Source organism: Sulfurospirillum sp. MES (genome assembly GCF_000789415.1).
Lineage (GTDB): Bacteria > Campylobacterota > Campylobacteria > Campylobacterales > Sulfurospirillaceae > Sulfurospirillum > Sulfurospirillum cavolei.
Genome location: NZ_JSEC01000003.1, coordinates 70,643 through 97,091 on the forward strand (window position 1 = coordinate 70,643; position 26,449 = coordinate 97,091).

The 26,449-nt window shown below is 43.4% G+C and carries 39 protein-coding genes; 1 reads left to right on the top strand and 38 read right to left on the bottom strand.

What is annotated here, in order from left to right; all coding sequences use genetic code 11:
* Nucleotides 1-2: 2 nt before the first annotated feature.
* The 7 genes from carA to OA34_RS06060 form a co-directional block, all read right to left on the bottom strand.
* Nucleotides 3-1,133 carry a glutamine-hydrolyzing carbamoyl-phosphate synthase small subunit gene (gene carA, locus OA34_RS06030; RefSeq protein WP_039673459.1) on the bottom strand — a complete coding sequence of 377 codons (1,131 nt, stop codon included), beginning with the start codon at nt 1,131-1,133 and terminating at the stop codon, nt 3-5.
* Complete coding sequence (locus OA34_RS06035) at nt 1,130-1,684, bottom strand: DUF507 family protein (protein WP_039673461.1); 555 nt, start codon at nt 1,682-1,684, stop codon at nt 1,130-1,132. Before OA34_RS06035 ends, carA begins: the two co-directional genes overlap by 4 nt.
* 82 nt (nt 1,685-1,766) lie before the next feature.
* Nucleotides 1,767-2,294: a MotE family protein gene (locus OA34_RS06040; protein WP_039673463.1), complete on the bottom strand. Its 528-nt coding sequence runs from the start codon at nt 2,292-2,294 to the stop codon at nt 1,767-1,769.
* Nucleotides 2,291-2,725 (bottom strand): flagellar export protein FliJ, encoded by a 435-nt coding sequence (locus tag OA34_RS06045; protein WP_039673465.1) that lies wholly within the window; start codon nt 2,723-2,725, stop codon nt 2,291-2,293. Before OA34_RS06045 ends, OA34_RS06040 begins: the two co-directional genes overlap by 4 nt.
* Before the next feature lie 20 nt (nt 2,726-2,745).
* Nucleotides 2,746-3,993, bottom strand: coding sequence for an adenylosuccinate synthase (locus OA34_RS06050; protein ID WP_039673466.1), 1,248 nt, complete (start codon nt 3,991-3,993; stop codon nt 2,746-2,748).
* Nucleotides 3,994-4,848 (bottom strand): ATP phosphoribosyltransferase regulatory subunit, encoded by an 855-nt coding sequence (locus OA34_RS06055; RefSeq protein ID WP_039673468.1) that lies wholly within the window; start codon nt 4,846-4,848, stop codon nt 3,994-3,996.
* A 3-nt stretch (nt 4,849-4,851) separates the two neighbouring features.
* A complete protein-coding gene (locus OA34_RS06060; protein ID WP_039673470.1) occupies nt 4,852-5,964 on the bottom strand; it encodes a pyridoxal-phosphate-dependent aminotransferase family protein in 1,113 nt (370 codons plus the stop codon).
* Nucleotides 5,965-6,209: 245 nt separating this feature from the next.
* Between OA34_RS06060 and OA34_RS06065 the strand changes: the two genes are divergently transcribed.
* Entirely contained in the window at nt 6,210-8,093 is a 1,884-nt protein-coding gene (locus tag OA34_RS06065) for a methyl-accepting chemotaxis protein (RefSeq protein ID WP_039673472.1), read from the top strand.
* 126 nt (nt 8,094-8,219) lie between these two features.
* Here OA34_RS06065 and OA34_RS06070 read toward each other — a convergent pair whose 3' ends face one another.
* The 31 genes from OA34_RS06070 to rpsC form a co-directional block, all read right to left on the bottom strand.
* Nucleotides 8,220-8,876 carry an HAD family hydrolase gene (locus OA34_RS06070; RefSeq protein ID WP_039673474.1) on the bottom strand — a complete coding sequence of 219 codons (657 nt, stop codon included), beginning with the start codon at nt 8,874-8,876 and terminating at the stop codon, nt 8,220-8,222.
* Nucleotides 8,854-10,848 carry a transketolase gene (gene tkt, locus OA34_RS06075; RefSeq protein ID WP_286682883.1) on the bottom strand — a complete coding sequence of 665 codons (1,995 nt, stop codon included), beginning with the start codon at nt 10,846-10,848 and terminating at the stop codon, nt 8,854-8,856. The genes OA34_RS06070 and tkt overlap by 23 nt, the downstream gene beginning before the upstream one ends.
* A gap of 8 nt (nt 10,849-10,856) precedes the next feature.
* A complete protein-coding gene (locus tag OA34_RS06080; RefSeq protein ID WP_173636949.1) occupies nt 10,857-11,666 on the bottom strand; it encodes a polyprenyl synthetase family protein in 810 nt (269 codons plus the stop codon).
* A gap of 61 nt (nt 11,667-11,727) precedes the next feature.
* Nucleotides 11,728-12,807, bottom strand: coding sequence for a DUF7488 domain-containing protein (locus OA34_RS06085; RefSeq protein WP_039673478.1), 1,080 nt, complete (start codon nt 12,805-12,807; stop codon nt 11,728-11,730).
* A gap of 10 nt (nt 12,808-12,817) precedes the next feature.
* Nucleotides 12,818-13,135, bottom strand: coding sequence for a YbaB/EbfC family nucleoid-associated protein (locus OA34_RS06090; RefSeq protein ID WP_039673480.1), 318 nt, complete (start codon nt 13,133-13,135; stop codon nt 12,818-12,820).
* Nucleotides 13,135-13,500, bottom strand: coding sequence for an aspartate 1-decarboxylase (panD, locus tag OA34_RS06095; RefSeq protein WP_039673482.1), 366 nt, complete (start codon nt 13,498-13,500; stop codon nt 13,135-13,137). The genes OA34_RS06090 and panD overlap by 1 nt, the downstream gene beginning before the upstream one ends.
* Nucleotides 13,501-13,540: 40 nt before the next feature.
* Nucleotides 13,541-14,854 carry a UDP-N-acetylmuramoyl-L-alanyl-D-glutamate--2,6-diaminopimelate ligase gene (locus tag OA34_RS06100; protein WP_039673484.1) on the bottom strand — a complete coding sequence of 438 codons (1,314 nt, stop codon included), beginning with the start codon at nt 14,852-14,854 and terminating at the stop codon, nt 13,541-13,543.
* 10 nt (nt 14,855-14,864) lie between these two features.
* Nucleotides 14,865-15,428, bottom strand: coding sequence for a tetratricopeptide repeat protein (locus tag OA34_RS06105; RefSeq protein ID WP_039673486.1), 564 nt, complete (start codon nt 15,426-15,428; stop codon nt 14,865-14,867).
* 7 nt (nt 15,429-15,435) lie between these two features.
* Nucleotides 15,436-15,708 carry a NifU family protein gene (locus OA34_RS06110; protein ID WP_039673487.1) on the bottom strand — a complete coding sequence of 91 codons (273 nt, stop codon included), beginning with the start codon at nt 15,706-15,708 and terminating at the stop codon, nt 15,436-15,438.
* Between the two features lie 144 nt (nt 15,709-15,852).
* The gene (gene rplQ, locus OA34_RS06115; protein WP_039673488.1) at nt 15,853-16,203 is read right to left on the bottom strand and encodes a 50S ribosomal protein L17; all 351 of its coding nucleotides are present in this window, start codon (nt 16,201-16,203) and stop codon (nt 15,853-15,855) included.
* A gap of 3 nt (nt 16,204-16,206) precedes the next feature.
* On the bottom strand, nt 16,207-17,220 hold the full coding sequence (locus tag OA34_RS06120; protein WP_039673490.1) for a DNA-directed RNA polymerase subunit alpha: 1,014 nt from the start codon (nt 17,218-17,220) through the stop codon (nt 16,207-16,209).
* Between the two features lie 15 nt (nt 17,221-17,235).
* Complete coding sequence (gene rpsD / locus OA34_RS06125; protein ID WP_039673492.1) at nt 17,236-17,862, bottom strand: 30S ribosomal protein S4; 627 nt, start codon at nt 17,860-17,862, stop codon at nt 17,236-17,238.
* A gap of 72 nt (nt 17,863-17,934) precedes the next feature.
* Nucleotides 17,935-18,327, bottom strand: coding sequence for a 30S ribosomal protein S11 (gene rpsK / locus OA34_RS06130; RefSeq protein WP_039673494.1), 393 nt, complete (start codon nt 18,325-18,327; stop codon nt 17,935-17,937).
* Nucleotides 18,328-18,348: 21 nt separating this feature from the next.
* Nucleotides 18,349-18,717 carry a 30S ribosomal protein S13 gene (rpsM, locus tag OA34_RS06135; protein WP_012857708.1) on the bottom strand — a complete coding sequence of 123 codons (369 nt, stop codon included), beginning with the start codon at nt 18,715-18,717 and terminating at the stop codon, nt 18,349-18,351.
* A gap of 2 nt (nt 18,718-18,719) precedes the next feature.
* A complete protein-coding gene (gene rpmJ, locus OA34_RS13595; protein ID WP_060825270.1) occupies nt 18,720-18,833 on the bottom strand; it encodes a 50S ribosomal protein L36 in 114 nt (37 codons plus the stop codon).
* A gap of 161 nt (nt 18,834-18,994) precedes the next feature.
* Nucleotides 18,995-19,213, bottom strand: a complete 219-nt coding sequence (gene infA, locus OA34_RS06140) for a translation initiation factor IF-1 (protein WP_012857710.1) — start codon at nt 19,211-19,213, stop codon at nt 18,995-18,997.
* An 18-nt stretch (nt 19,214-19,231) separates the two neighbouring features.
* Nucleotides 19,232-19,990 (bottom strand): type I methionyl aminopeptidase, encoded by a 759-nt coding sequence (gene map, locus OA34_RS06145; protein ID WP_039673499.1) that lies wholly within the window; start codon nt 19,988-19,990, stop codon nt 19,232-19,234.
* A gap of 4 nt (nt 19,991-19,994) precedes the next feature.
* Nucleotides 19,995-21,257: a preprotein translocase subunit SecY gene (gene secY, locus OA34_RS06150; RefSeq protein ID WP_039673501.1), complete on the bottom strand. Its 1,263-nt coding sequence runs from the start codon at nt 21,255-21,257 to the stop codon at nt 19,995-19,997.
* Nucleotides 21,254-21,658, bottom strand: a complete 405-nt coding sequence (rplO, locus tag OA34_RS06155) for a 50S ribosomal protein L15 (RefSeq protein WP_039673503.1) — start codon at nt 21,656-21,658, stop codon at nt 21,254-21,256. Before rplO ends, secY begins: the two co-directional genes overlap by 4 nt.
* A 20-nt stretch (nt 21,659-21,678) precedes the next feature.
* Nucleotides 21,679-22,122 carry a 30S ribosomal protein S5 gene (rpsE, locus tag OA34_RS06160; RefSeq protein WP_012857714.1) on the bottom strand — a complete coding sequence of 148 codons (444 nt, stop codon included), beginning with the start codon at nt 22,120-22,122 and terminating at the stop codon, nt 21,679-21,681.
* A 25-nt stretch (nt 22,123-22,147) separates the two neighbouring features.
* Complete coding sequence (gene rplR, locus OA34_RS06165; RefSeq protein ID WP_039673505.1) at nt 22,148-22,504, bottom strand: 50S ribosomal protein L18; 357 nt, start codon at nt 22,502-22,504, stop codon at nt 22,148-22,150.
* A gap of 10 nt (nt 22,505-22,514) precedes the next feature.
* Nucleotides 22,515-23,051 (bottom strand): 50S ribosomal protein L6, encoded by a 537-nt coding sequence (gene rplF / locus OA34_RS06170; protein ID WP_039673507.1) that lies wholly within the window; start codon nt 23,049-23,051, stop codon nt 22,515-22,517.
* 73 nt (nt 23,052-23,124) lie between these two features.
* Nucleotides 23,125-23,520, bottom strand: a complete 396-nt coding sequence (gene rpsH, locus OA34_RS06175; RefSeq protein ID WP_039673509.1) for a 30S ribosomal protein S8 — start codon at nt 23,518-23,520, stop codon at nt 23,125-23,127.
* Nucleotides 23,521-23,531: 11 nt separating this feature from the next.
* A complete protein-coding gene (locus OA34_RS13600; protein ID WP_012857718.1) occupies nt 23,532-23,717 on the bottom strand; it encodes a type Z 30S ribosomal protein S14 in 186 nt (61 codons plus the stop codon).
* 1 nt (nt 23,718) lies between these two features.
* Nucleotides 23,719-24,267, bottom strand: a complete 549-nt coding sequence (gene rplE, locus OA34_RS06180) for a 50S ribosomal protein L5 (RefSeq protein WP_039673511.1) — start codon at nt 24,265-24,267, stop codon at nt 23,719-23,721.
* Nucleotides 24,267-24,503, bottom strand: a complete 237-nt coding sequence (rplX, locus tag OA34_RS06185) for a 50S ribosomal protein L24 (RefSeq protein ID WP_039673513.1) — start codon at nt 24,501-24,503, stop codon at nt 24,267-24,269. The genes rplE and rplX overlap by 1 nt, the downstream gene beginning before the upstream one ends.
* Complete coding sequence (gene rplN / locus OA34_RS06190; protein ID WP_012857721.1) at nt 24,503-24,871, bottom strand: 50S ribosomal protein L14; 369 nt, start codon at nt 24,869-24,871, stop codon at nt 24,503-24,505. The genes rplX and rplN overlap by 1 nt, the downstream gene beginning before the upstream one ends.
* Nucleotides 24,871-25,122: a 30S ribosomal protein S17 gene (rpsQ, locus tag OA34_RS06195; RefSeq protein WP_012857722.1), complete on the bottom strand. Its 252-nt coding sequence runs from the start codon at nt 25,120-25,122 to the stop codon at nt 24,871-24,873. Before rpsQ ends, rplN begins: the two co-directional genes overlap by 1 nt.
* Before the next feature lie 9 nt (nt 25,123-25,131).
* Nucleotides 25,132-25,320 carry a 50S ribosomal protein L29 gene (rpmC, locus tag OA34_RS06200; protein ID WP_039673516.1) on the bottom strand — a complete coding sequence of 63 codons (189 nt, stop codon included), beginning with the start codon at nt 25,318-25,320 and terminating at the stop codon, nt 25,132-25,134.
* Nucleotides 25,307-25,732, bottom strand: coding sequence for a 50S ribosomal protein L16 (gene rplP, locus OA34_RS06205; protein ID WP_039673518.1), 426 nt, complete (start codon nt 25,730-25,732; stop codon nt 25,307-25,309). Before rplP ends, rpmC begins: the two co-directional genes overlap by 14 nt.
* Nucleotides 25,732-26,445: a 30S ribosomal protein S3 gene (gene rpsC / locus OA34_RS06210; RefSeq protein WP_039673520.1), complete on the bottom strand. Its 714-nt coding sequence runs from the start codon at nt 26,443-26,445 to the stop codon at nt 25,732-25,734. Before rpsC ends, rplP begins: the two co-directional genes overlap by 1 nt.
* Nucleotides 26,446-26,449 lie beyond the last annotated feature (4 nt).

Sequence of the window (26,449 nt, forward strand, 5' to 3'; positions counted from 1 at the left end):
CGTTAAAGTCTGTTGGCAAACTCTTGGAAAATATAGCGACTCTCTTGTGGGCCGGAGCTTGCTTCGGGATGATGCTGTACCGAAAAAATCGGTGAATCGTTGTATTCCAACCCCTCAATCGTGTTATCGAAGAGATTGACATGTGTGATTTTTGCAATTTTACAAATCGAATCGGGAACGTTGTAATTATGGTTTTGCGTCGTAATTTCCACGACATGGTTCGTCATATTTTTGACCGGATGATTGCCGCCGTGTTGTCCGAATTTTAGCTTATACGTCGGGTATCCGTGGGCGATCGAAAGCAGTTGATGGCCTAAACAAATCGCAAAAATAGGCACTTTTGCCTCAATAAGCTTTTTAACCTCTTGCGCTTCGCTCTTTAAGATCAAAGGATCTCCCGGACCGTTGGACAAAAAGAGCCCGTGAATCTCACCTTTTTTATAACGAGCGATAACCTCATCACCGTTAAAATCATGCGGAACGACTTCAACGTCCAAGCCCACTTCGCACAGTTCGTTGAGGATATTGCGTTTGATGCCAAGATCGACCGCTAAAATCTTTTTCCCTAAACGTTTCGGGGAAGCGTTATAGCTTTGCGTCTCTGCATTCCACGCTCCGTGCGTGTGTCGATAACTCTCAGACGTACTCACTTTTTCGATATAATTTACCTCTTCGATGCGAGGGCTTTTATGAAGCATCTCTTTGAGTGATTCGACATCGCTCACTTCGGTAGACGCGATCATCATCTGAGGACCGCTGTCTCGAATCATCTTTGTCAAATAGCGCGTGTCGATATCGCAAATTCCCATGCTTTGGTGCTGTTTCAAAAAATCGGGTAAACTGGCTTGCGATCGGAAATTGGAAGGCGTAAGATTCAAACTTCGAACAAACATTCCGCTTGCGTGGATCGTACGACTTTCCATATCGTTATCGTTGGTTCCGACGATACCGATTTCGGGCATCGTAAAAACGATAAACTGACCGGCGTAACTAGGATCGCTTAAGATTTCTTGATAGCCGCTCATCGACGTATTGAAAACGATTTCGCCCGTTTTCGTTCCTTCAAATCCAAAACTTTTTGCCTCTAAAAATACGCCGTTTTCAAGATAAATCCATACCGGTTTTAGCGTCATGATACCATTCCTCTTTTACGTAACTCTTCCTCGTAAAGCTTTTCAAAAATCAAATCGTACTCTTCCGAACCGGGAACCAATTTTCGCTTATAATTCGAAATTCTTTCCGCGACATCGTCTTCAATGGCTTGAAAATGCGAAATATACGTCTCGATCGCATTGTAAGCAATATTTTTAACGCGGTTTTCGGAGACGTTGTATTCGATCAGTCCCATTTTCCATGAAGTCTCAAGTAGTTTGTGAGCGATGGCATTATACCTGTCTTCGTACGACAAAATCACGCCGTACTCGGAAGAGAGCTTTTTCTTGATCAACCAAAACATATTGCGTCGATCGACTCTTTGAAATTCCATTTCGTCTTCATTTTGCTCTAAAATTTCCGTAACACGCTCTTCAAGAGCGATCTCTTTTTTAATATCTTCTAAAATCAAATCCTCTGCAACCTTCATGACGGGTTCTAGCCCTTTAAGCATGGTTACAAATCCACAATTAAAAAGATCGATTGCTATCTTGTTGGCAATATAGGGGGCATGCGGCAATCTGATTTTCATCCATGTACCTTACTTCTGAATTTTTCACATTGTAACCAAAGTAAGGTAAATATCTGTTTAGAGTAAGCTTAGACTCTTTTTGTCACTCTTTTGTTTGATTGTCCTCGACAAAAGGAGGCCCTTTTTTGAGCCGTTGCGTAATTTCGGACGCCGTTTGAGGGTTCATTTTGGCAAAAATCTGGGATATTTTCTTTGCCGGCAATCCAAAAAGAATGGAAGCACCTTCGTGCGGAGGTAATTTTTCGATAATGGCGGCGGCGGCACCGTCTTTCATCTTGATGTATGTTTCATCGACTTTTTCGCTCTTTTTCGCTTCAACAAGCTCTAAGAGTTTTTTATTTTCGTCGAGCATCGAGGCGATACGTCGCTCTTTTTCTTCGATCGCTTCTTTGGTTTTCGCTAATTCCGCCTCTTTCGCTTTTAACGATGCTTTTTGCTTTTCAAAAAGTGCGTTGGTCGCCGCTTGGAGCGCTTCAAACGATTGGCGTGCTTCGTCGATTTTCTCGACCTCTTTGAGAAGTTCGCTTTTACGCTCTTCAAAGACTTTCGTACAATCAATCGTCTCTGCATACAATAAGGTGCTCAAAGCTACGATCCACAACCGTTTCATGATTCTCCTCTTTTATGAAGTTCTCCGGCGAACAGAAGGGTCGACACCTCGTCCAAATAGAGTTGTTCTTGTTTTTTTATCTTCTCGATCATCGTTTGAAGTTCTTGTTCTTCGAGGTATTTGATTTTTTCATATTCGATATGTGCTTTTTGATAATCGACTTGAAGCTGTTTGGTTTGGCGTTGCGTAACGATCAACTCTTGCTCGTAGCGTTTTTTTTCACGCCCCATTACCGTTTTTTGTTCGCCGATCATCACCAAAAGTGACACCGTTCCCTCTTTGGGAAGCGTCATGGCGGCAATATCTTCGTAAATCGACGCAATCTTATGCGTGATCAGCCGTTCTTTGTTTTGACTTTTAATCAGTTCTCGCTCAATCGCATCGCGTTTTTGTTTGCGAATTTTGGCAATTTTCGAGAACTGACTTTTCATGGCCGCCCTTACATGTAAGTTTATAAAATAATCGTATCGTTTCGATCGGGACTCGTGGAAATAAGACCGATTTTCGTACCGGTTAGCGCTTCAAGGCGTTTGAGATATGCTTTTGCCGCTTCGGGTAAATCCTCAAATTTTCGACATCCTACGACACTTTTCCAGCCCGGAAGCTCTTCGTAAATCGGTTGAATATTTTCTAAATCCTCCGGCAAAGTTTCAAGACGCTTACCGCCCGCTTCGTATGCCACACATACTTTGATTGTCTCAAAACCGTCTAAAACGTCAAGTTTCATAATGGCAAGCTCGTCACATCCGTTGATACGACTTGCGTAACGGCAGGCAACCGCGTCAAACCAACCGCAACGGCGCGCGCGTCCGGTCGACGTTCCGTATTCATGCCCTTTTTCGCGAAGCGCATCACCGTCCACACCGAAATCTTCGGTCGGGAAAGGACCGTTACCCACGCGCGTGCAGTACGCCTTGACAATTCCCGTCACTTTTCCGATATCTTTAGGATTGAGCCCTAAACCGATGCAAGCACCCGCGCTGATCGTATTGGAGCTGGTTACGAACGGATAGGTTCCGTGGTCGATGTCAAGCATCGTACCTTGCGCACCTTCCAACAAAACTTTTTTCTTTTCGTCTAAACATTTCCAGACCATTTGCGTCGTATCCGTCAAGAACGGAAGCAGAGCTTTGGCGTACACGTCCAATTCTTCTTTGAGCGCCGCTTTGCAAGGCGTTTGGATACCGAGTGCTTCAAAAAGCGCATGATTTTCGGTGTAAAATTCGATCAACGCATCGGCCAATTTTTGCGTATCGCGTAACTCGCCCAAACGATGTCCGCTACGCTCGATCTTACTGCCGTAACTTGGTCCTATACCGCGTCCTGTCGTACCGATCGCTTTATCGCCACGCAATTTCTCTTTGGCCTGATCGATTAAAATATGGTGGTTTAAAATCATATGCGCTTTGTCGCTGACGAACAAACGACCTTCTAGTTTATCAAACTGCGCCATCTCTTTGATCAGTGCTTCGGGACAAACGACCACGCCGTTGCCGATCACATTCAAGGCTTTTGGATTTAAAATACCTGAGGGAATCAGATGCAACGCATAACGAACGCCGTCCACCCAAATCGTGTGTCCCGCGTTATGTCCGCCTTGATAGCGGCAAACAACGTCATAGTGTTGCGCCATCAAATCGACGATTTTTCCTTTACCCTCGTCACCCCATTGAATGCCTACGATCATATCTGCTTTCATTTACTTACCGTCTCTTTTAATTAATATTTCGATTAAATTATCCGTATACAATCCAAATCCGCTGGAAGCGATTCCTTCGCAATCGTAGCTTCCGCCCGATCCTAGCGTAAAATTATGATGGATAAATCTAAAAAATAACGCATTATAATAGCGCATTTTCACATAATACAAAGGCGCGAACACGACGTTTTTCGTCGGCAAGGCGCATGAGAGTGCTTTAAGCTTTTGCAATTCGCCTTGAAGCTCAAAAGGAACTTCGTCTAAGATCGCTTCTAGTTCCTCTAAGGTTTCAAGGCACGTTAGCTTCGTCAACCACGGAATATTGAGCGCTAAAAGCTTTTGTAGCTCGCCTTTTTCAAAGACGCTTAAATCGACATGTAACATGGATGAGAGAATTTTAGGGATATTGATATTGCTGATATGCAACAACGAATCGATACGAAACTTGTCAAAAAGCGCCAAGCAAGTCTGAATGCTTAAGTTTAAATCCGCTTCACCGATCATTTCCGCGCCGATTTGATGCACTTCATGGCTAGGATAACGAAAAACGGGTTGAACGTAAAACCATTTTGCATGGTTTGTACTGCGCTCGACGCGTTTGGTGATGAGACGTACGACGTCCATCGTACTGTCCGCGCGCAACGAGACGATGTGGTTTGCCTCGTCCGAGAAACGCAACAACTCTTTTTCGTCGATACTTTTATGCTGATGGTACGAGAAAAACGGTGTTACGATCTCTTCAAAACCGGCATCGTAAAAAAGTTCACTGGCGACTTTTTCGAGTTCGCGTTTTAATTTGGCACTCTCTCCAAAGTAGAGCTTGCTCCCCGTGGGTATTTCGTGCTCGTAAATCATACCTTAGCCTTGATAAAATTCTTGCGTAAAAACGCGATTGGCGCTACCGTCGTAAGGACGACGTCCCAGTTCGGACAATGCCATTTCGACGGCATTCAGCGTCCATGCCGTTTCGTAAACGTTCACGAGACCCATGTGGTTAATACGGAACAAAGTCTCTTTAATATGATCTTGTCCTCCCGCCATATTGACGCCGTATTTGCTTTTCAAAAGCTTACGGATTTTTAACGCATCGTCGTCCAAAACGGCACTCATCGAAGGTGCCGGAACTTTCGGATAAATACGCAAACCTAAAGCTTGAAGTGCCGCGTTTGACGCACGCGCTCTTTTGTGCGTATCGGCGTACAGTGCTTCCAAACCGCCCTCTTTTTCGATCAATTCGCACATCGCGACAAGACCGATGACCAGCGTCGTCGCCGCCGTCCATGCGGTTGTATTTTTGCGTTGGTTTTTCAATTCGGTTTTGAGATTAAAATAGTATCCAACCCCCTCACCGCTTTCAATCATTTCCAAAGCGCGTGCGCTCAGGCCGATAAACGCGAGTCCGGGAGGAAGCATCAGGGCTTTTTGGCTACCGGAAATCAATGCGTCGATTCCCGTCGTATCGATCTTTTCGACGCCGACCGCCGTGATACCGTCGGCAATAATCATCACGTCGGAACGAATCGCTTTGACCGCTTTGGCAATCGCTTCAAGCGGATGGCGTAGTCCGCCGGCACTCTCGCACACTTGAAGGCATACCGCATCGATAGTCGCATCGTTTTTGACAAGATCGACGATTGCTTCGACGCTAACCGGCGTATCCCACTCATTTTTAATTTCGACAAACGGTTTATTGTATGCAGCACAAATTTTGCCAAAACGCTCGCCGAATTTTCCCGAATTGACGACAATGGCTTTGCTTTGACACAAATGAAGCACGCATGCTTCCATCGCACCCGTGCCGCTTGATGCCAACATCAAAACGTCTTCCATGGCAAAAAGCTCTTTTAAATACGCTCTTGCTTTTCCAAAAATAGCCTCAAATTCGGGTGTTCGGTGATGAATCGTCGGCGTGCTCATCGCAACGCGAACCGCTTCGGGAACGGGAGTAGGACCGGGCGTTAACAATAACATAAAAAATCCTCAAAAAATGTAGTTTTATAGGCAATTGTAACGCAATCTTGCTTGTTGTTTCTTTAGCGGTAGCGTCAGGTTTCATGCAAGCGGGCTTAATTTCGCGACAGAACGGTCGATTTCTAAAGTATCGGCATTATGTTATAGAAATTTTTCTATTTTACGCTATGATTGATTGTATAAAATTCGATTATCTTACGTCCCGATGCATTTGCTTCCCACCTTGACATGTAAGGAGCTTTCTCATGCATTTTCAAACCAAAGTCACCTTAACCCTCGCCCTTTTGATGGGATCGGCGTTGTCTTCTTTCGGCGTTTTGAATTATTTAGAGACGCAAAAGCACAGTATTTTGCAAGTCGAATCCAGCTTAAAGGCTACCGCCGATGCGTTAACCGATTACGTCGATTTATGGGTTTCCTCGAAAAAAGAGGTGCTCATGGCAACGGCGTTGAAATTAAGCTCCATCGAAAGCATGGACCCCGAAACGCTTGACGAACACTTGGTTCATCTCGCCAAGAGTATCGACGGTTTAGACGCATTTGTCGGCTTGGAAAAAGACGGCAAAATGATCTACGGCGGCGGTAAAAAAGCTCCGCCCGATTTTGACGCACGCGTTCGTCCGTGGTATAAAGACGCAAAAGAAAAAGCCAAAGCCGGAGCGACCAACGCTTATATTAGTGCTACGCTCAAAAAATACGTCGTCGCAATTTACGCACCGATCGTAAAAGATAATCGCCTTGTCGGCGTCGTGGCGGCTTCCGTGGCACTTGATTCAATCGTTCATGCAATCGAGTCGATGCAATTTAACGGCGGTTACGCCGCTTTATTGGACTCAAGCAACGTCATGTTAGCCCATCCCAATAAAGAGCTAATCGGTAAAGAACTGAAGTCGCTCGTACCTGCTTTAGCCGAAAAGGTCGATCAAAAACAAGAAGGCATTTTGCAATACGAATACCAAGGCAAAACCAAAATCTTTGCCTACAAACAATCCACGCAAACAAACTGGAAACCGAGCCTCACTTACGATAAAGAAGTCGCTTACGCCTTTTTGACGGCGCAATCGCAAAAACTTCTTTTAATAGGCTTTGCCATGTTGGCATTTTCCATCGTCGTCATGATCGTGCTTATCAAGACGCTCTTGCGACCGCTAGGAAACCTGAACGCGATGGTCAAGGACCTTTCCAGTGCCGAGGGAGATTTAAGCCAAAGGCTCCCTATCGGATCTAGCGACGAATTCGGCGACGTTTCCCGCAACATCAACCAATTTATCGAAAAACTGCATCTCATCGTTAAAAAAACCAAAGAGATTAGCCATGAAAACGCGTCCATATCCGAAGAACTCTCGCGCACCGCATCCGAGGTCGTCCGCAACGTGGACAACGAAGCCAACATCGTCGCGAAAGCCAAAGATAACGGACTAAAATTGACGAACGTGATTGAAAGTTCGGTGCAAAAAGCCAACCGATCGCAAGAGGCGTTATCGCAAACGCAAGGCGATATTTTTCGCGTTAAACAACAAGCCGAACAGCTCGAAACAACGATGCAAACGACCGCTTCTAAAGAGCAGAGTTTAGCCGAACGCCTCAATACCGTTAGCCATAACGCCAACGAAGTGAAAGCCGTTTTAAATATTATCCGCGATATTGCCGATCAAACCAATCTTTTAGCCCTCAATGCCGCTATCGAAGCCGCGCGTGCGGGCGAACACGGAAGAGGTTTTGCCGTGGTTGCCGACGAAGTGAGGAAACTGGCAGAGCGTACGCAAAAAAGCCTTGTGGAAATCGACGCGACCATCAACGTCGTCGTTCAATCCATCATGGACGCCAATACCGACATTGCGCACAATGCGCATGAAGTAGGCGAATTAGCGCATATCTCCGCCGCTTTGCAAGACGGTATGAACGCTATCGATACGACGATTCAAGAGACGCTTCAAGAGACGCGCGTCACGCTTGAAAGTTTTGTCGATACCGCTGCGCAAATTAAAGCGATGGTCGTAGAAATCGAGAAAATCAACGCCCTATCCAAAGAGAATACGCTCAGCATCGACAACGTTTCTCAAGCGTCCGAACACTTACATGTCATGACCGAAAACCTCAACAACGAACTGGGGAAATTTAAATCCTAATCGCAAATCGACCTTGTGCCGTGACAAACACGCCAAGGTCGCTTTTTTACGATCAAATGGAAGATTAGAGAGAAATTGTCTTAGACGCTTCAAGGGCTTCGCCTGAAACGTGAGGTGACTTTTTTGTTAAACCGCGGCGAGCAGTTTGATAACATCACCGGGCGTTTTGGCAAGATGCGCCGCATGATTTTCGCGTAATTCTGCTTCGTCACGAAATCCCCATAACGCTCCGATGGCCTTCATTCCCGCACGATTGGCGGTTTGCATGTCGATCATCGTATCGCCTAAATAAAAACACTCCTCAGGCAGCGCAGAAAAACGCTCGCAAATCTCTAAAACAGCCGTAGGATCAGGTTTGCGAGGCACGCCCTCGCGGACGCCGAAAACCGCTTCAAATTTCCACGTTCTAAAATATTTTAAGGCGCATTTTTTCGTAAACGCATCGGGCTTGTTGGAAAGAATCGCCATTTTAAACCCTCGAGCCTGTAAAAAACTCAAAAGTTTACCGATACCCTCGTAAGGTTGGGTATGGCGATCAAATTGCGTTGCATAGTGCGCTTCAAAAAGTTCGACCGCACGAAGGATCGTTTCGTGCGACTGTACGTCTTGGGCAAAGATATTTTCAAACAGTTTAAAAACACCTTCACCGACGTAATAACGGTAACACTCGATAGGACGCGCTTCAAAACCCAAAGTTTTCAAAGCTTCATTCGCGCTAATCGCAATATCTTCTAGGGTATCAAGTAGCGTACCGTCCAAATCAAACACAATGTTTTTTTTCATTATCTCGCTCTAACTCGGCTTTTAACGCATCGTAATTGAGGTTCAAAAATTCGCATGCCGCTTTGGTTGCTTCGTGCGCTCTAAAACCGAATTTTTCAAACAATAACTCCGCAGGTCCGCTCGCTCCGAAACGCTCCATTGCGATCACTTTGTCGGCAAAACGGTACCACTCCAAGCCCGCTCCCGCTTCGATCGCGATTACTTTCGTTTGCGGCTCAATAATGGTTTGCAGATAGGTCTCGTCTTGCTCAACCAAAAGATCGAAACACGGAACGCTCACAACGTTGCTTGGGATACCGAACATCGAAAGATAACACGCGACTTCCAATGCCAAATAGACTTCACTACCGCTTGCCATGACGGTTACTTTGGCGTTTTCGCGCTTTTTAAGCAAATATCCGCCGTTTTCCACGTCGCCGAAATCGCGCGTATCTTTCAGGGCTCTTAATTTTTGGCGTGAACAGACAAATGCGCACGGAGCGTGCATACGGAGTGCTTTTTGCCATGCTTTAACGTTTTCCCTTCCGTCACACGGACGGAAAACATAGAAATTCGGTAATGCTCTAAATTGCGTTAATTGCTCAATGGGCTGATGCGTAGGGCCGTCTTCGCCTACGCCGATACTGTCATGCGTCCAAATGTAAAAATTTTTGAGTTTCATCAACGCCGCTAAACGGACGGCGGGTTTCATATAGTCGCTAAAAATAAAAAAGGTCGCCCCATAAGGGATAAACAGACCGTACAACGCAAAAGCATTGCAAATCGCGCCCATGGCATGTTCACGAATTCCAAAGTGAATATTGCGTCCTAAAGGAAAATCGCCCATCTCTTTTAATTCGCTTTTATTGGAAGGTCCAAGATCGGCACTTCCGCCTAAAAAGCCGGGAATCGCTTGTGCAATCGCATTTAAAATCTGCCCGTTGCTGTCGCGCGTGGCAATATCTTTATCGAAAACGGGCCATTGAATACGTGAAAAATCGGGATGTTGCAACGCCTCAAGCAACGCTTTTTGTTCTGCACTCGCTTCGGTTTGAAGACGTTTGTTCCATGTCGCTTCGGCAAGGTCGCCTTTCTCGCGAGCACATTCAAAACGTGCTTTAACCTCTTCGGCGACAAAAAACGTTTTTTCGGGATCGAAACCCGCTTTGATTTTAGCGTTTTTAATCTCTTCAACACCCAATGGCGCACCGTGAGCGTGATGACTACCCTCTAAAGCACATGCACCTTTGGCAATCGTCGTATCGGCAATAATTAAATAGGGTTTGCTTTGCTCTTTGGCTTGCTCCAAAACGGCATTAATTTCATCGTAATCATGTCCGTCGATACGTGAAACTTCCCAACCTTGTGCTTCAAAACGGTGTTTCACGTCTTCGCTCCATGCAATCGACGTGTCGCCTTCGATCGTAATTGCATTGCTGTCGTAAATGACGACAAGGTTATCCAACCCCAAATGTCCCGCTAAAGAACATGCTTCATAACTAATCCCCTCTTGCAAATCTCCGTCACCGCATAAACAATACACTTTATGCGTAATTAAAGGCGTTGCAGGCGTATTAAGAAGCGTCGCCGCATATTTGCTCGCCATCGCAAAACCGACCGCATTGGAGATGCCTTGTCCCAAAGGCCCCGTCGTGACTTCTACGCCGGGAACGTCGCCGTATTCGGGATGTCCGGGCGTTTTACTGCCCAATTGTCGAAATTGTTTAAGATCGTCCAAGCTAATGTCGTAACCGCTTAAATGCAAAAACGAATACACTAACGCCGAAGCATGTCCACCGCTAAAAACAAGGCGATCGCGGTTGAGCCATTTGGGATTTTGAGGATTGTGCGTGATATGGCGCGCCAAAATCGTCACGATATCCGCGAGTCCCATCGGCGCACCGGGGTGTCCGCTGTTGGCTTGTTGTACCATATCGGCCGCCAAAAATCGAATCGTATCGGCTTGTTTTTTTAATAAAGATTCATTTTCCATAGTTTATTTTATCCTTTGAAATAATCGTTCACGATGCTTTTGAGTTTTTGAGACAAGGCTTCGTCTAAAGTATTCGCCTCGCGATTTAACTCTTCTAAGAGTGCTCTTTTTTGTGCACGTGCGCCCTCTAGCCCCAAAAGGTTGACAAACGAATTTTTATGCCCGTCGTTTTGCGTCGGTTTTCCCGCTTCTTCGCTGGAGAGCGTCGCATCGATAATATCGTCTTGCACTTGGAACAAAAGCCCCAATTTTAACCCGAAGCGGTATAGGGCGTTTTGCGTCGCTTCATCTAATTCACAAATGACTGCCCCCATTTGAAGCGATGCGGCAATCAATTTAGCTGTTTTATGAAGGTGTAAAAACGTTAATTCATCGATCGAAAGAGGTTTGTCCTCGAAAAAACAATCGATGGCCTGCCCTAAAACCATACCGTAAATGCCGGCATCGCTTGAGAGAATCGACACCAGTTTTACTTTGATCGCATCACTCAAAGGCGCGTTTGAAAGTACATAAAACGCATGCGTGTTTAACGCGTCGCCGATGAGTACCGCCGTCGTTTCGTCATACGTGACATGTAAGGTCGGATGGCCTCTTCGAAGCGCGGCATTATCCATACACGGAAGATCATCGTGAATCAACGAATACGTGTGCATCATCTCTAAACCGAGAGCTACATGTAAGGCATTTTCCACCAAAAGCGGCTTACATGTTTGGACTACGCTTAAGAGTAATAAAGGACGAAATCGCTTGCCTCCCACGTCGAGCATTTCGCGAAACGCGTGGTTGAAGTGCGGATGAAAACTCTCTATCGAAGGCATAGCTTCTTGCAAAAACCGTTCAAATCGGCGTAATAAATCTACGGAGTTCAAAATAACCTTTCTAGCGTTTGATCGTTACGAAAAATTGAAAGTCGCTTCGATCGAACAAGAGATGATGTTCTCCCGAAAACGCTTTAGCCATGTACGCATCGGCCTGCAAAACGGTTTCGATCGGCGTCGTATCGATCTGCATCAAGCGATCGCCCGCCTTAAGCCCGCTTTGGTCGGCAAACGATCCTTTGGAGACATTGATAATATTCAAATTTTTATCAAACGCAAAACCTTTCGCTTGGAAAAAACTCTCTTGTTTGGCTTGCGGTAACGGTACTTTTTTCGGTACGCTCTTTTTCGCGATCGGTTTGGAAGCTAAGAGGCTGACTTCGAGCGATAACGTCCCTCTTTGAATTTGCGCGTTCCATTTGGGAGCTTCTTTTAAGCTTTTAATCACATCGTTTAAATCCGCCAACGTCTTCACGCGGATACCGTTGAGCGATTGTATTTTATCGCCGACGTTGAGCTTTGAATCTTTAAAAGTAGGATCGATAAAGTCGACCGTAATACCTTCGTTATCTTCGCTAAATCGCGCACCGAGTTCTTTAAATGAGGCCGATTTACCGGCAATGAATTTTTCCAATACTTCCGAAGCGATAAAAGCACCTTCGCCGATACCCAATCCGTACATGTCGCAACAAAGACCGCCTACGATGCTGTTGATTTCACCTTTACCGGCAAATTCAAAAAGCTCGTCGGGCGTTTTACCGACTTTTGAGGCATTAACGACCAGCAACGAATTATCGGTTAGGGATTCCAACCATTCGCCGAGTTTCAAATCGACGGTCGGTTTAAGCTTAACGGGAATCAGCGGTTTAGGCGATTCAAAAAGGTAGAGATTGGAAAGGTAATCGTGACGCACGAAAGCTTCGTTCGGTTTTTCTTTAAGGTACGCAACGGCTTGTTTTTCATTGACGGCAACGGCGCGCGTTTTACCGAAATAGACGATGGATTGTCTGTTTTTTTCGTAACATTGCGTAAAGTCGGGGTAAACAAATTCCGCTTTTGAGGCTGCGACGGGAGCGACGGGAGCGTCGGCCGCGATGAGAGAATATGCCAAGCATCCTAAAACAAAGCCTATATATTTCACGTGCTACTCCTTAGCTTTTCGTACCGAATCCTCCAATGCTTGAGAGCATTTGAGTCGTGGCTAATTTTTTATTCTCTTCGACCATTTTTAACACGTCGTTGATCGCGCTCATCACCAAAATTTGCAGTGATTCTTTATCGCTTAAAAGCGAATCGTCGATACCGATATCGATTACTTCGCCCGAACCGTTCATACTCACGCGAACCAATCCGCCGCCGCTTTTAGCCGTAAACTCTTTATTTTGAGCCTCTTCTTGCATTTTTTGCGCTTGTTTTTGCGCCTCTTCAAGCATTGCGGTCATTTTCGATAAATCAAAATTATCAAACATCAGATATAATCTCGCACTTCAACCAAAGCATTGGTTTCATCGACTAAGGCAACCGTCGGTTTAAACGTTTTGAGCTCTTCTTCGCTCAAATGAGCATAGGCAATAATAATGATTTTATCGCCGACATGGGCTTTGCGTGCCGCCGCTCCGTTCAAACAGATATCTTTTGCGCCGGCTTTTCCTTCGATCACGTACGTCGTAAAACGCTCTCCGTTATTAATATTGACGACTTCGACTTTTTGTCCGACTCTTAAGCGGCTGGCTTCGATCAGTTCTTTATCGATCGTAATGGAACCGACGTAATTTAAGTTGGCGTCCGTGACCGTCGCTCGATGAATTTTGGCGTACAGCATCTCTAGGGTCATCGCTTTGTAATCCTCATGAATAAAATTATTTAATTTTACCCTATTTTTGCTTAGGCAATTCGGCGATTAATGTTTTGACGATTTCACGATCGTCGAACGGATATTTTTTTCCGGCGATCTCTTGGTAGGTTTCATCCCCTTTTCCGAGGATTAAAAGCACCTCGTTCGGTGCTTGAAGGCGTAACGCTTTTTCAATGGCGCAAGCGCGGTCGGCTTCAACGTAAATCGGTCGGGAACCGTGCATACCCGCTAAGATTTCGTCGATAATGCTTTGAGGTTCCTCCGAGCGAGGGTTGTCGCTCGTAACGATAATTTTCTGAGCGTAGCGCTCTGCGACTGCTCCCATCTTCGGTCGCTTCGTGCGGTCTCGATCGCCGCCTGCGCCGAAGACGACGATCATATTTTGGTCTTTCATGCTTTCCATCACTTTTTCCATACCATCGGGCGTATGCGCAAAATCGACGATGACCAAAGGCTCTCGACTCACGACTTCCATACGTCCTTCCACACCGCCGAAGTTTTCCACGGCTTCGCAAATGGCTTCCATAGAGGCTACACCCAGACAATCGATCGCGCTTACGGCGGCAAGAAGGTTATAGAGATTAAAAAAACCGTGCAGAGGCGATTCGAATTCGTACACCGAATTGTTTTTGGCAACCGCCGCGCTAATGCCGTCTTTAAGAGCATATGCAAGAATTTTATACGTGGCGGGATGCTCGATACCGTAACTAAACGCTTGCGTACGGTTGTAGCGAATATTGCTCTCGTCTTTGTTGATGAGTTTTAAACCCTCGTCTTCAAAAAAACGGCTTTTCACGGCAATATATTCGTCGATCGTTTTATGAAAATCCAGATGGTCTTGAGTCACGTTCGTTAGAATTTTCAAAGCAAACGGGAGTCCGTCGATACGATTTTGAACAATCGCATGCGAACTAACTTCCATCACAAAATACTCGCATCCTGCGTCTAGTGCCGTTTTCAAATTTTTAATCGTTTGTAAAATAGGCGGCGTCGTTAAACTTTTGTCTTCGATACGGGTTTCGTTGATAAAACAACCGCGCGTACCTTGCAAACCCGCTTTCTTTCCCAAATCAAGCAAAATCGAATAAATCGCGGCTGCCGTCGTCGTTTTGCCGTTCGTACCGGTAATACCGATAATTTTAATACGGTCATTGATTCCTAAAAGCTCCAAGCAAGCCTGAGGCGAAATAACTTTCGCACAACCGTGATCCAACGCGCTTTGGCGATACGAAGCGTTCAAATCGGTGACGACAAAGATGCTAGAAGCATCGCACTCGTTAGAATTATCCGTTACATGTAAAAACGGTGCTGAATTTTTTAACTCGATTTTCACGATAGGCTCTTTATTTTTGAACTTTTTTGATTAAAGAGAGAAGTTGCTCGTCGTTCGGGAAGAGCGTTACGGCACTCTCAAGGTAGTTAAGCGACATTTCGATAAATCCGTTGTCGATCAATTTTGCAAGAAAGTCGACAAAATCCTCTTTTTTCGAAATAATTACTTTCGTAGAGAACATAATGTCTTCAAAAGCTTCTTTAAAACTCCCGCGTGATTCTATCAACGCCATAAAATCTTCGTATTTAATACCGTTTTCCGCATTAATACGCGCCTCTAAATCTTTGTGATTAAAAAGATGTGCGATTTTATCGCTATTTTCTTCGACGGAATTAATAATCTCTTCCATGACATCTTCACAGTCTTGCGCGCCGTTTTGTTTCGTCAATAAATAGTACTCAAAAAGTGCCATTGCCTGTTCTTCGTTACTCGATGCCATATCGCATAAAATAGCTCCTATACGAGCCTCTTTATCTTGAGGATTTTCACTAAGTGCTAGCGCAAAATGACGCATAGCCTCAGTAAAACGACGTTCGTAGAAATACTCAATGCCTTGTTGAAAATGCGGATTCATTCTGCTCCTATTGATCGAATTGATCTTCCGATCCGGGTAAAATATTTACCACTTCGAGTTCGGGATGAATATCAATGCGAAGTTGTCTCTCAATGCCGTATTTGAGTGTCTGTCCACTAGAAGCACACCCTTGACATGCACCTTGTAATTGCACAAAAACACGACCGCCTTTAATGCCTAAAAGCGTTAAACCGCCTCCGTCAAGTGCAAGCATCGGCTTAATTTTTTCCAATGATTTTTCGACAACGGGAAGCAACTCTTCGTCACTAAATGGTATCATAAATTCTCCTATAGCAAATGTTTCTAATTTAACAATAGTTTGCGTTAAAAATGACTTAATGAAGAAGGAATAAAAGTAGGAAAGGACAAATTTTTTTAACGTAGAGAAGGAAAGAAAGAGGATCTTTCTTTCCCGAATACAGATTTAGACGAGTTCTAAAAATGCCATTGCGGCCGCATCGCCTTTTCGGATTCTTGTTTTAACGATACGGGTATATCCGCCGTTTCGCTCTAAATATTTAGGAGCAATTTCATTCACGAGTTTTTTCGTACACTCTTTATCTTGAAGTGCCGCAAAAACGAATTTGTGTGCATGATCGCCACCAACTCCAGCTTTTGTGATCAATTTCTCAACATAGCCTCTTAGCTCTTTAGCTTTAGGAAGCGTCGTCTCGATTTTCTCATATTTAATAACCGCTATAGCCAAGTTCTTGAGCAATGCCGCTCTGTGTGAAGAACTACGACCAAGCTTTCTATATCCATGCTTATGTCTCATAAATTAACCCTCGTTGGCTTCAGATTTTAAATCTTCAATTTTTTTCTTGAGCAAGCTTGCTGCATCGTCCGGGAAGTTAAACCCGACCGGATATCCGCTCTCTTCCATGACGTCTCGAATCTCTTCTAACGATTTTTTGCCGAGATTTTTAAGGTTTTTAAGCTCTAACTCGCTCATTAAAGCAAGTTCGCCGATGTACTTCACTTCGGCACGGTCTAGGCAGTTAAAGCTGCGTGCGCTTAGGTTTAACTCTTCAATACTTTGGAGCAATTTCCCAAACTCGACGCCGTCGTTCGAGTTATCGCTTTTTGGAGCTACTGCAATATCTAAAATACCGTTAAATACGGACATTTGCGCATACATCGCTTCCAAAGCGTTTTTAAATGCTTCAATCGGAGAGACCAAACCGTCCGTTTCAATCGTAAAAACGATTTTTTCATAGTTGGGATTGTCTTCGACTAAAACGTTTTCAATATCGTAAACGGCTCTTTTAACCGGTGTAAAGAATGCATCGAGTGCTATATAATCGTCTCCGACTAACCCTCGAATATTCTCGCTCGGTACGTAACCGATTCCTTTTTCGATAATCAAAGAAAAATTTAGCTCCGCATCTTCATTAATCGTCGCCAAATACGTATCAGGCGTAACGATTTCGATTTGTGCGTTGGCTAAGTCGCTTCCCTTAATCTCTTTTGGACCGCTAAACGAGTAATTGACTTCCACGCGTTTTTCATCGCCTTTAATTCTAAAACGAATATTTTTAAGATTAATGATAAAAAGTGCAACATCTTCAAGCATACCGCGCATGCTATCAAATTCATGGGTTACGCCTTCAATCTTTACAGCCGTTGGAGCAGATCCGACGGTACTGCTTAAAAGCAATCGACGTAACGGATGTGCCAATGTAATCGCAAATCCTGATTCAAACGGATATGCACTTACCTGAACTTTATTGGCTGCAATATTCTCTACCTCAATTTCAGTTGGCATGTAAGCTGATGTATTGATTTTTTTCATTTACTACCTACTTTATTATTTAGAGTAAAGCTCAACGATTAATCTTTCTTCAACCGGAATTACTACTTCGTCTCTCTCTGGGATACGTGTAAAAATACCCATTGCTTTTTCTCTCTCAACGTCAACCCACGGTACGATACCAGTTTGTTGCGTCAATTCAAGAGAGCGTTTAACTTGTGGGTTATTTTTTGATTTTTCACATACTTCTACTTTATCGCCGGCGCGAACTACGTAAGACGGAATATCTACGCGAGCTCCGTTGACTAAAATATGTCCGTGCGTAACTAACTGACGTGCAAATCTTCGCGTCGTCGCAAATCCCATACGGTAAACAACGTTGTCAAGTCTTCTCTCGATTAAAAGAACAAGGTTAATACCCGTGTTTCCTTCTTTGCGAGCTGCTTCGTCAAATATACGTCTGAATTGTTTTTCAGAAACTCCATACATAAATTTAGCTTTTTGCTTCTCTCGTAATTGAAGCCCGTATTCACTAATTTTTGCTCTTCTTTGTCCGTGTTGACCCGGGGCATACGGTCGCTTGTCTAGTGCGCTCTTACCAGCAAGTCTGCGCTCACCTTTAAGGGCCAAGCTAACACCAAGTCTTCTCTCAAGCTTTTCGACCGGTCCTCTATATCTTGCCATTTTTTCTCCTAATTATTGCGTAAACGAAAAAATTATTTTGTTTTATCTCTAGCCAATATCTCCGAAAAGAAATTAGACTCTTCTTCTTTTTGGAGGTCTACAACCGTTGTGCGGGAGAGGCGTAATATCTTTCAAGAAAGATACCTTGATGCCCTCTGTTGTACCGGCACTTTTGACGGCTGTTTCACGACCGCTGCCCGGGCCTTGAACTTTAATACCGATTTCTTTGAGACCATGTTCTTTTGCTTTAGTGAGTGCATCTTCTACGGCTTGTTGTGCGGCATAAGGAGTCGATTTTTTACTTCCTTTAAAGCCTAAACTACCGGCACTACTCCAAGCAATGACATTTCCCATCTCATCGGTGACAGTTACGACAGTGTTATTAAAGGTTGCTGAGATAAAAATAATCCCTTTCGCAATATTCTTTTTAACAACTTTTTTACGTACTACTTTTCTTTTTGCCATCTGTTTCCCTTTGAGACTTCGTTATTTAGCTTTAGCGCCGACGGTGCGTTTTTTACCTTTACGGGTACGTGCATTCGTCTTCGTTTTTTGACCGCGAACCGGTAAGCCTTTTCTATGTCTAAGACCTCTGTAGCTTCCCATATCCATCAAAGCTTTAATATCCATCGCTACTTTTTTACGAAGATCACCTTCTACTTGGAATCCGGCTTGGATCTCTTTACGAATAGCGGCAACGTCGTCTTCGCTTAACTCATGAACTCTCTTATCGAATGAAATTCCGGTTGCGGTTAAAATCGCTCTAGAACTTGTTAAACCGATACCGTAGATATACGTTAACCCGTACTCTACTCTCTTTTTCATTGGAAGGTCTACACCTGCAATCCTTGCCATGCTTATCCTTGTCTTTGTTTATGTTTTGGATTATCGCAAATGATTCGAACGATACCTTTTCGTTTAATCACTTTGCATTTATCACACATCTTCTTTACAGAAGGTCGTACTTTCATTGTGACTCCTGAACTTTTTTTCCACTGGAATTTTGAGTTAAACTGTCACAGGTTTGACGAGTAATATCAAACCAACAATCGAAAAAACAGTGGTCTTTTTTCGATTATTCTTCACACAGCTTTACAAAAGGGGTAAATTATACAGAATTTAAACTAATAATTTACTTATATCTGTAGGTTATGCGCCCTTTATCCAAACTATACGGGGTCAACTCTACTTTAACGGTATCTCCCGGCATTATCTTAATATAATGCATTCTCATTTTACCGGCAATGTGACATAAAATCACATGGCTATTTTGTACTTCAACTTTAAACGTAGCATTGGGTAAAGCTTCTATTACCTTACCGTCAATCTCTATCACGTCGTCTTTTGCCATTTTACCTCCCTAGTGAATTTACGCTTTTGATAAAATTTCGGCTCTACCGTCTATTATTGCTACGGTATGCTCGTAATGACTACCTCTCAACCCGTCTTTTGAAACAACCGACCATTTATCCGCTAAGATTTTCGGTGTACCGTCTTTATGGCAAATCATCGGTTCTATGCAAAACACCATCCCGTTTTTGATCTTCGGTCCGCTTTTAGGGTTGATTCCTTCCAAATAATTCGGAAGTTCAGGTTCTTCATGCGGCTTTCGACCTATTCCATGACCGCAAAACCCTCGCAAAGGTACAAACCCTTTTTGGAGAATAAATTGCTCTATTGCATAACTCAGTTCTTTAAAGCGCATTTCCGGTTCAATAATATCGATCGCGAAATAAAGCGCGTCTTTGGCACATGCAATCAAAGCTTCGTCTGTTTTTGAAATGGTACCGACACCTAACGTTACGGCAGAGTCACCGTACCATCCGTCAATTTCCGTTCCGATATCCAAACCGATAATATCGCCTTCTTGCAATTTATAATCCGTGGGAATACCGTGAATAATCACTTCGTTGACGGAAGTACACACCCCGGCGGGGAAACCGTAAAGACCTTTAAACGCAGGTCGTGCTCCGTGAGAGTGAATAAAAGATTCACCCATAGCGTTTAATTCTTTCAAACTAAGTCCTGGGTGAATCTGTGTAGAAAGATACTCTAACGTTTTTGCAACGATTTGATTTGCCAGCGAAAGTTTTGCGATCTCTTGCGGTTTTTTTATCGTAATAGCCATTGCATTAAAGTCCGACGGCACTCAATGTTTCATATTTATTCATGTACATTTGTGCCTCAATTTTTCGCATCGTATCCAGTGCCACTTGCACGACAATTAAGACAGCCGTTCCACCAAAATAGAAAGGAACGCCCATGAATTTTACAAGAACCCACGGAAGAGTCGAAATCAGTCCTAAATAAATAGAACCCCAAAGCGTCAATCGTCCGGCTACTTCGTTTAAGAAAAGAGCCGTGCTTTCACCGGGTCTAACACCGGGAATAAATCCGCCTTGTTTTTTCAAATTTTCGGAGATATCTTTTGCATTAAAAACAATCGATGCATAAAAATAAGCAAAGAAAATCACGAATAAGAACGTAAGGATATTAAAAACATAGCTATTCGGATTTAAAAAATCGTGAATGGCTTGAACGATTGGATTAGTACTTGCTTGCATGATCGTTGAAGGAAACATCAAAATCGCACTGGCAAAAATTGGAGGAATAACACCGCTCAAATTCATTTTAATCGGTACATAATTCATAATACGTTTATGCTGATTTTGAAGTACCACTTTACGTGAATATGAAATCGGTATACGACGTTCGCCCATTTCAACGTAAATAATGGAGCCTACCGTTGCAAGAATAACCGCTAAAATGCCTATAACGACGAGGAAGTTGAGCTCACCCGTATTCACAAGGTTAATCGTGCCGCCGATAGCATGAGGAATACCCGATACGATACCCGCAAAAATAATCAAGCTAATACCGTTACCGATACCGCGTTGCGTGATTTGTTCGCCGATCCACATTAAAAGCATTGTGCCGGTTAACATACTAGCCGCTGCAATCGCCGTAAAAACCGTCATATCGATCATAATAGCACTTTCGCCTGCGCGTCCCGTTAAGCCACCCAAACCAACCGATACGCCGATTGCTTGAATAATCGTAATACCGATCGTTGCATAACGAATAATTTGCATGTATTTAACCATACCGTCGCGTTCTTTTTTCATTTTTCCAAGTGCGGGGAAGGTGGCTGCGAGAAGTTCCATAATAATCGAAGCAGTAATATAAGGCATAATTCCAAGAGAAATAATGCTAAGGCGTTGAGCAGCATTGCCGCTAAACATATTAAACATTCCAAGAGCGTTAGAGCTGTTAGAATCGAAGAACTCTTTAATAACATCAAGATTTACGCCAGGAACCGGCACGTATGCCAGTATCCTGTATGCAAAAATAAAACCAAGCGTTACTAAAATCTTCTTAGTAAGTTCTTGGCTCATTTACTCATTCCGGTAAAAACGACGTTTTCGTCTTTAATCTTAGCGGCAAGCTCTTTTGCACCCGCACCGATTAATTTAACTTTGACGACGGTACTTGCCATCTTATGAACGGTACGAATCGCATCAACCGTAATTTCGTTTAAATCGGCAACGGCTTTAATTTTGTCGATATTGATAACGTAAGGTTTTTCGATTTTAGAAGTAAAACCGACTTTCGGCAATCTTCTTTGAAGCGGTTGTTGTCCGCCCTCGAAACCTCTTTTTTGCTTATAACCCGTACGAGATTTTTGACCGTTAGCACCGCGGCTAGCCGTTTTACCCATACCGCTACCTTGACCGCGACCTACGCGTTTGATCTCTTTGGTAGAATTTTCTGCGGGTGTAAGATTATCTAATGCCATGTTTCGTCCTTTTGTGCCGTTTAGCTTTTAATCATGCTAAGAGCTTTAATCGTTGCTCTTACCACGTTAGAAGCATTATTTGAACCGAGTGACTTAGTCAAGATATCTTTAATACCTGCAAGTTCAACAACCGGACGCGTTGCACCGCCGGCGATTACGCCGGTACCGTCGCTTGCCGGTTTAAGAATAATACGACTTGCATTAAATTTTACTTCAACGTCATGAGCGATCGTAGAACCTTTAATGTTCACTTTAACGATGTTTTTAAACGCATCGTCAACCGCTTTACGAATTGCATCGGGAACCTCTTTTGCTTTTCCGAAACCAAAGCCAACAAGACCTTTCTTATTTCCAACAACGACCAGTGCTGTAAATCTAAAACGTCTACCGCCTTTAACAACTTTTGTTACGCGGCCGATGTTAACGATGACTTCTTCAAACTCTTCTCTGTTATATTTTTCCATTGAATCGTTTTCCTCTTTTTGATCTTTACAGCACTATGCCGTTTTCACGAAGACTATCTGCAAAAGCAGCAATGACGCCGTGATACAAATAACCGTTTCTGTCATAAACCACTTGCGTCAAGTTCTTAGCCTTAAGTGTTTCGGCAAACGCTTTTGCTACTTCTGCCGCACCGGCTTTACTTGAATTAAATCCTAATTTTTTACCGTCAACGCTTGCAAGCGTTACGCCGCTAAGATCGTCAATGGCTTGTGCGTAGATATATCGATTCGATTTAAATACGGAAATTCTAGGTCTTAATTCCGTACCGGAAATATCGGCTCTAATTCTTCTTTTGCGTTTAACGCGTAATGCAAGTTTACGTTTTAAAATATTTGCTTTCATTCCCTACCCTTTACTTCTTAGAAGTTTTTCCGGCTTTACGGATAATAGTTTCATCAGAATATTTAACACCTTTACCTTTGTAAGGCTCTGGAGCTCTAAAACTTCTAATCTCGGCAGCAATCTGACCCACGACTTGCTTGTCGTTACCTTGAACCGTAATAACGTTTTTTTCAACGACGATTTGAACGTCTTTTGGAAACTCATAGTTAATCGGATGCGAAAAACCGAGTTGAAGCTCAAGGACGTTACCGCTAACGGCAGCTCTGTAACCAACGCCGTTAATCTCTAGTTGTTTTTTAAAGCCTTCGGTTAAGCCGGTAACGATATTTTGACCGAGTGCGCGATAAGTTCCCCAAAAAGCACTGCTTTGTCTATCGCTACCTTTTGGAGCGAATACGAGTTCACCGTCTTCGACCTTAGCCTCAACATTACCTTTTGTATCCAATACTTTTTGGACACTTCCTTTTTTAAACTCTACCAAATCACCGCTCACCGATACTTCGAGACCGGCTGGTATCTTAACAGGTTTTTTACCGATACGTGACATTTTCTTCCTTTTACTTGTCTACGATAAGCTTACATCTTAGAATGGATATCGAATACCATAAAAGAAGCGCTAATTACCAAATACTGCAAATAACTTCGCCACCAAGCCCTGCTTTGTGCGCGTCGTCATTGCTGAGAACACCTTTTGACGTACTAACGACAATCGTACCGTAACCGTTTTTAAAGCGTTTGATCTCATCGGAGCCCTTATAAACGCGGCGACCCGGTTTAGAGATTTTTTTCACTTCATTGATAACTTGATTGCCTCTTGCGTCATACTTTAATACGACATTAATGAATTTTTTAGGACCTTCTTCAACAACGTTAAAACTTTCGATATAACCCTTGTTTTGGAAAATCACTAAAATTGCTTCCACAAGCTTAGAATGCATTAATTTTGTTACGTCAAGTCTTCTCATTGACGCATTTCTGATTCTTGTTAAAGAATCTGCTACGAGATCATTAATCATGCTCTTTTTCCTTACCAGCTTGCTTTTTTGAGGCCGGGAATTAGACCTTCATTCGCCATTTTACGTAAACAAATTCTGCAAATACCGAAATCTCTGTAAACCGAGTGTGGACGTCCGCAAATTTGGCAACGCGTGTATGCTCTTACTTGAAACTTAGGCTTTCGTGCAGCCTTTGCAATCATTGATTTTTTAGCCATCTTATTTACTACCTTTTACGAACGGTAAGCCAATAAGCTCAAGAAGTCTGAATGCTTCTTTGTCATTATTAGCGGTGGTTACGATTGTAATATTCATACCGTGAGTTTTCATAATATTATCATACACGACTTCCGGAAACATCAATTGTTCGTTTAAACCGAAATTGTAGTTTGATCGTCCGTCAAAACCCGTTCTAGGAAGTCCTCTAAAGTCTTTTACTTTGGGGAGGGCAACACAAATGAGTTTATCGAGAAATGCATACATTTTATCTTTACGCAATGTTACTTTAACACCGACGGGATAACCTGCACGCACTTTAAAACCCGCAACGGATTTTTTAGCGTTGGTAATAACCGCTTTTTGTCCTGCAATCAAGGAGATCGTATCGGCAATATTTTGCATAAGTTTGCTATCTTTGCCTTCTTCACCCGCACCGACGCTGATGACGATTTTTTCAATTTTAGGAGCTAACATAGGGTTTGTAATATTAAACTCTTTAACCAATGCCGGTTGCACTTCGGCATTAAATTTTTCTTGCAATCTATTCATTATTTACCCTCTACTTTAGCCACGTTAGAGACATGAATCGGCTTTTCGACATTCGCGAAACCGCCTTTTGGGTTGCTCTCGCTCGGCTTGATGGCTTTTTTTACTACTTTGCAACCTTCAACAACGACTTGAGACGTTTTAGGCATTACTTGAAGTACTTTTGCCTCTTTGCCTTTATCGTCGCCCGCGATAACTTTTACGGTATCGCCTTTTTTAATTTTCATCTTTGTCGCCATTATAATACCTCCGGTGCCAAAGATACGATTTTCATAAAGTTTGCATAACGAACTTCACGACCGACGGGTCCAAAAATACGTGTACCGATTGGCTCTCTTTTATTATCGAGAATGACGGCAGCATTTTCATCGAAACGAATCAATGAACCGTTTTCTCTTTGGATCTCTTTTTTGGTTCTAACGATAACCGCTTTAACCACTTGTCCTTTTTTCACTTTACCGCTAGGGAGTGCTTTTTTAACGGAAGCGATAATGACGTCGCCGACTGTCGCATAACGACGTTTGCTACCGCCGAGAACTTTAATACACATAATCTCTTTAGCACCGCTATTATCAGCTACGGCTAATCTTGTAAAACTTTGTATCATTATTCAACTCCCACTTTAACGATTGCGCTCAGTCTAAAAGACTTTCTTTTTGAAAGTGGTCTGCACTCGATTGCGCTTACCGTGTCGCCGATTTTTACTTGGTTGCTCTCGTCATGGACTAAGTATTTTTTGAAACGCTTAACGAACTTACGATATCGTGGGTGCATAACGCGTCTCTCTACCAAAACAGTGATGGTTTTATCACCCGTTTTCTGAACAACTACGCCTTGAATCTCTCGTTTTAAAGCCATTAGTTACTCCTACTTGTTTTGAGCAGAAATTGCCGTATGAATACGTGCGATATCTCTTCTAACTTCTTTAATCTCATTCGGATTAGTCAGTTGCATTGTTTTTAGCTTTTGTCTTAACGTAAACAAAAGAACCTTTTTCTCTTTCAACAACTCTAAAAGCTCTGACGTGCTTTTGCCGTTTAAATCAATATACTTCATTTTCGCTCTCTCGAGTTACGATCTTGGTTTTGAAAGGCAATTTATGCATTGCAAGGGTTAACGCTTCGCGCGCCAACTCTTCGGGAACGCCTGCCATTTCGAAAATAATTCTGCCGGGTTTGATATTCATAACCCATTTATCTACCGAACCCTTACCTTTACCCATCCTGGTCTCAAGCGGCTTTGCCGTTAAAGGTTTGTCAGGGAATACGCGAATCCATGTTTTAGCTTGACGCTTTACATGTCGTGTGTAAGCAATCCTCGCCGCCTCAATTTGGCGTGAATCGATACGTCCGGCTTCGACGGCTTTTAAACCGATTTCACCGAAAGAGATAGATGCGCCGCTACCGGCTTCACCGCGATTGCGGCCTTTCATCTGCTTTTTATATTTCGTACGTTTGGGCATTAACATTAGTTTTTACCTCTCTCTCTACGTGCTCTTGGCTTACGCGTATTTTCTTTTTCAGGTGCATCGTCTTTTTCCGGAGCAAGCCCTTTTACAAGAACCTCACCTTTAAAAATCCATACTTTTACACCGATAACACCGTATGTCGTGTGCGCTTCAGCAAAACCGTAATCAATTTTTGCACGAAGCGTATGAAGAGGAACGCGTCCTTCAAGGTACCATTCCGTTCTCGCCATCTCAGCACCGCCAAGACGTCCTGCAACTGAAATTTTAATACCTTTTGCACCTGATTTTTGGGCACCTTGGATCACTTTTTTCATCGCACGGCGGAACGCTACACGACGCTCAAGCTGCATTGCAACGTTTTCGGCACAAAGTTGTGCGGAAGATTGAGGACGTCTCTCTTCTTTAATGTTGACGTTGACGTCTTTATCGATTAATTTGCTGAGTTTAACTCTTAATTTTTCGATGTCAGAGCCTTTTTTACCGATAATAATACCGGGACGTGCGGCAACGACCGTTACTCTAAGCTTTTTAGCGGTTCTCTCGATCAAAATTTGACTCACGCCCGCATAATAAAGCTCTTTTTTCAAAAATGTTCGGATTTTATAATCTTCACCAATACTTGTTGCTAAGGTTTGTTTACCCGGAAACCAGCGTGAATCCCAGTTTCTGTTGATACCAAGTCTTAAACCAATCGGATTTACTTTTTGACCCATCTTA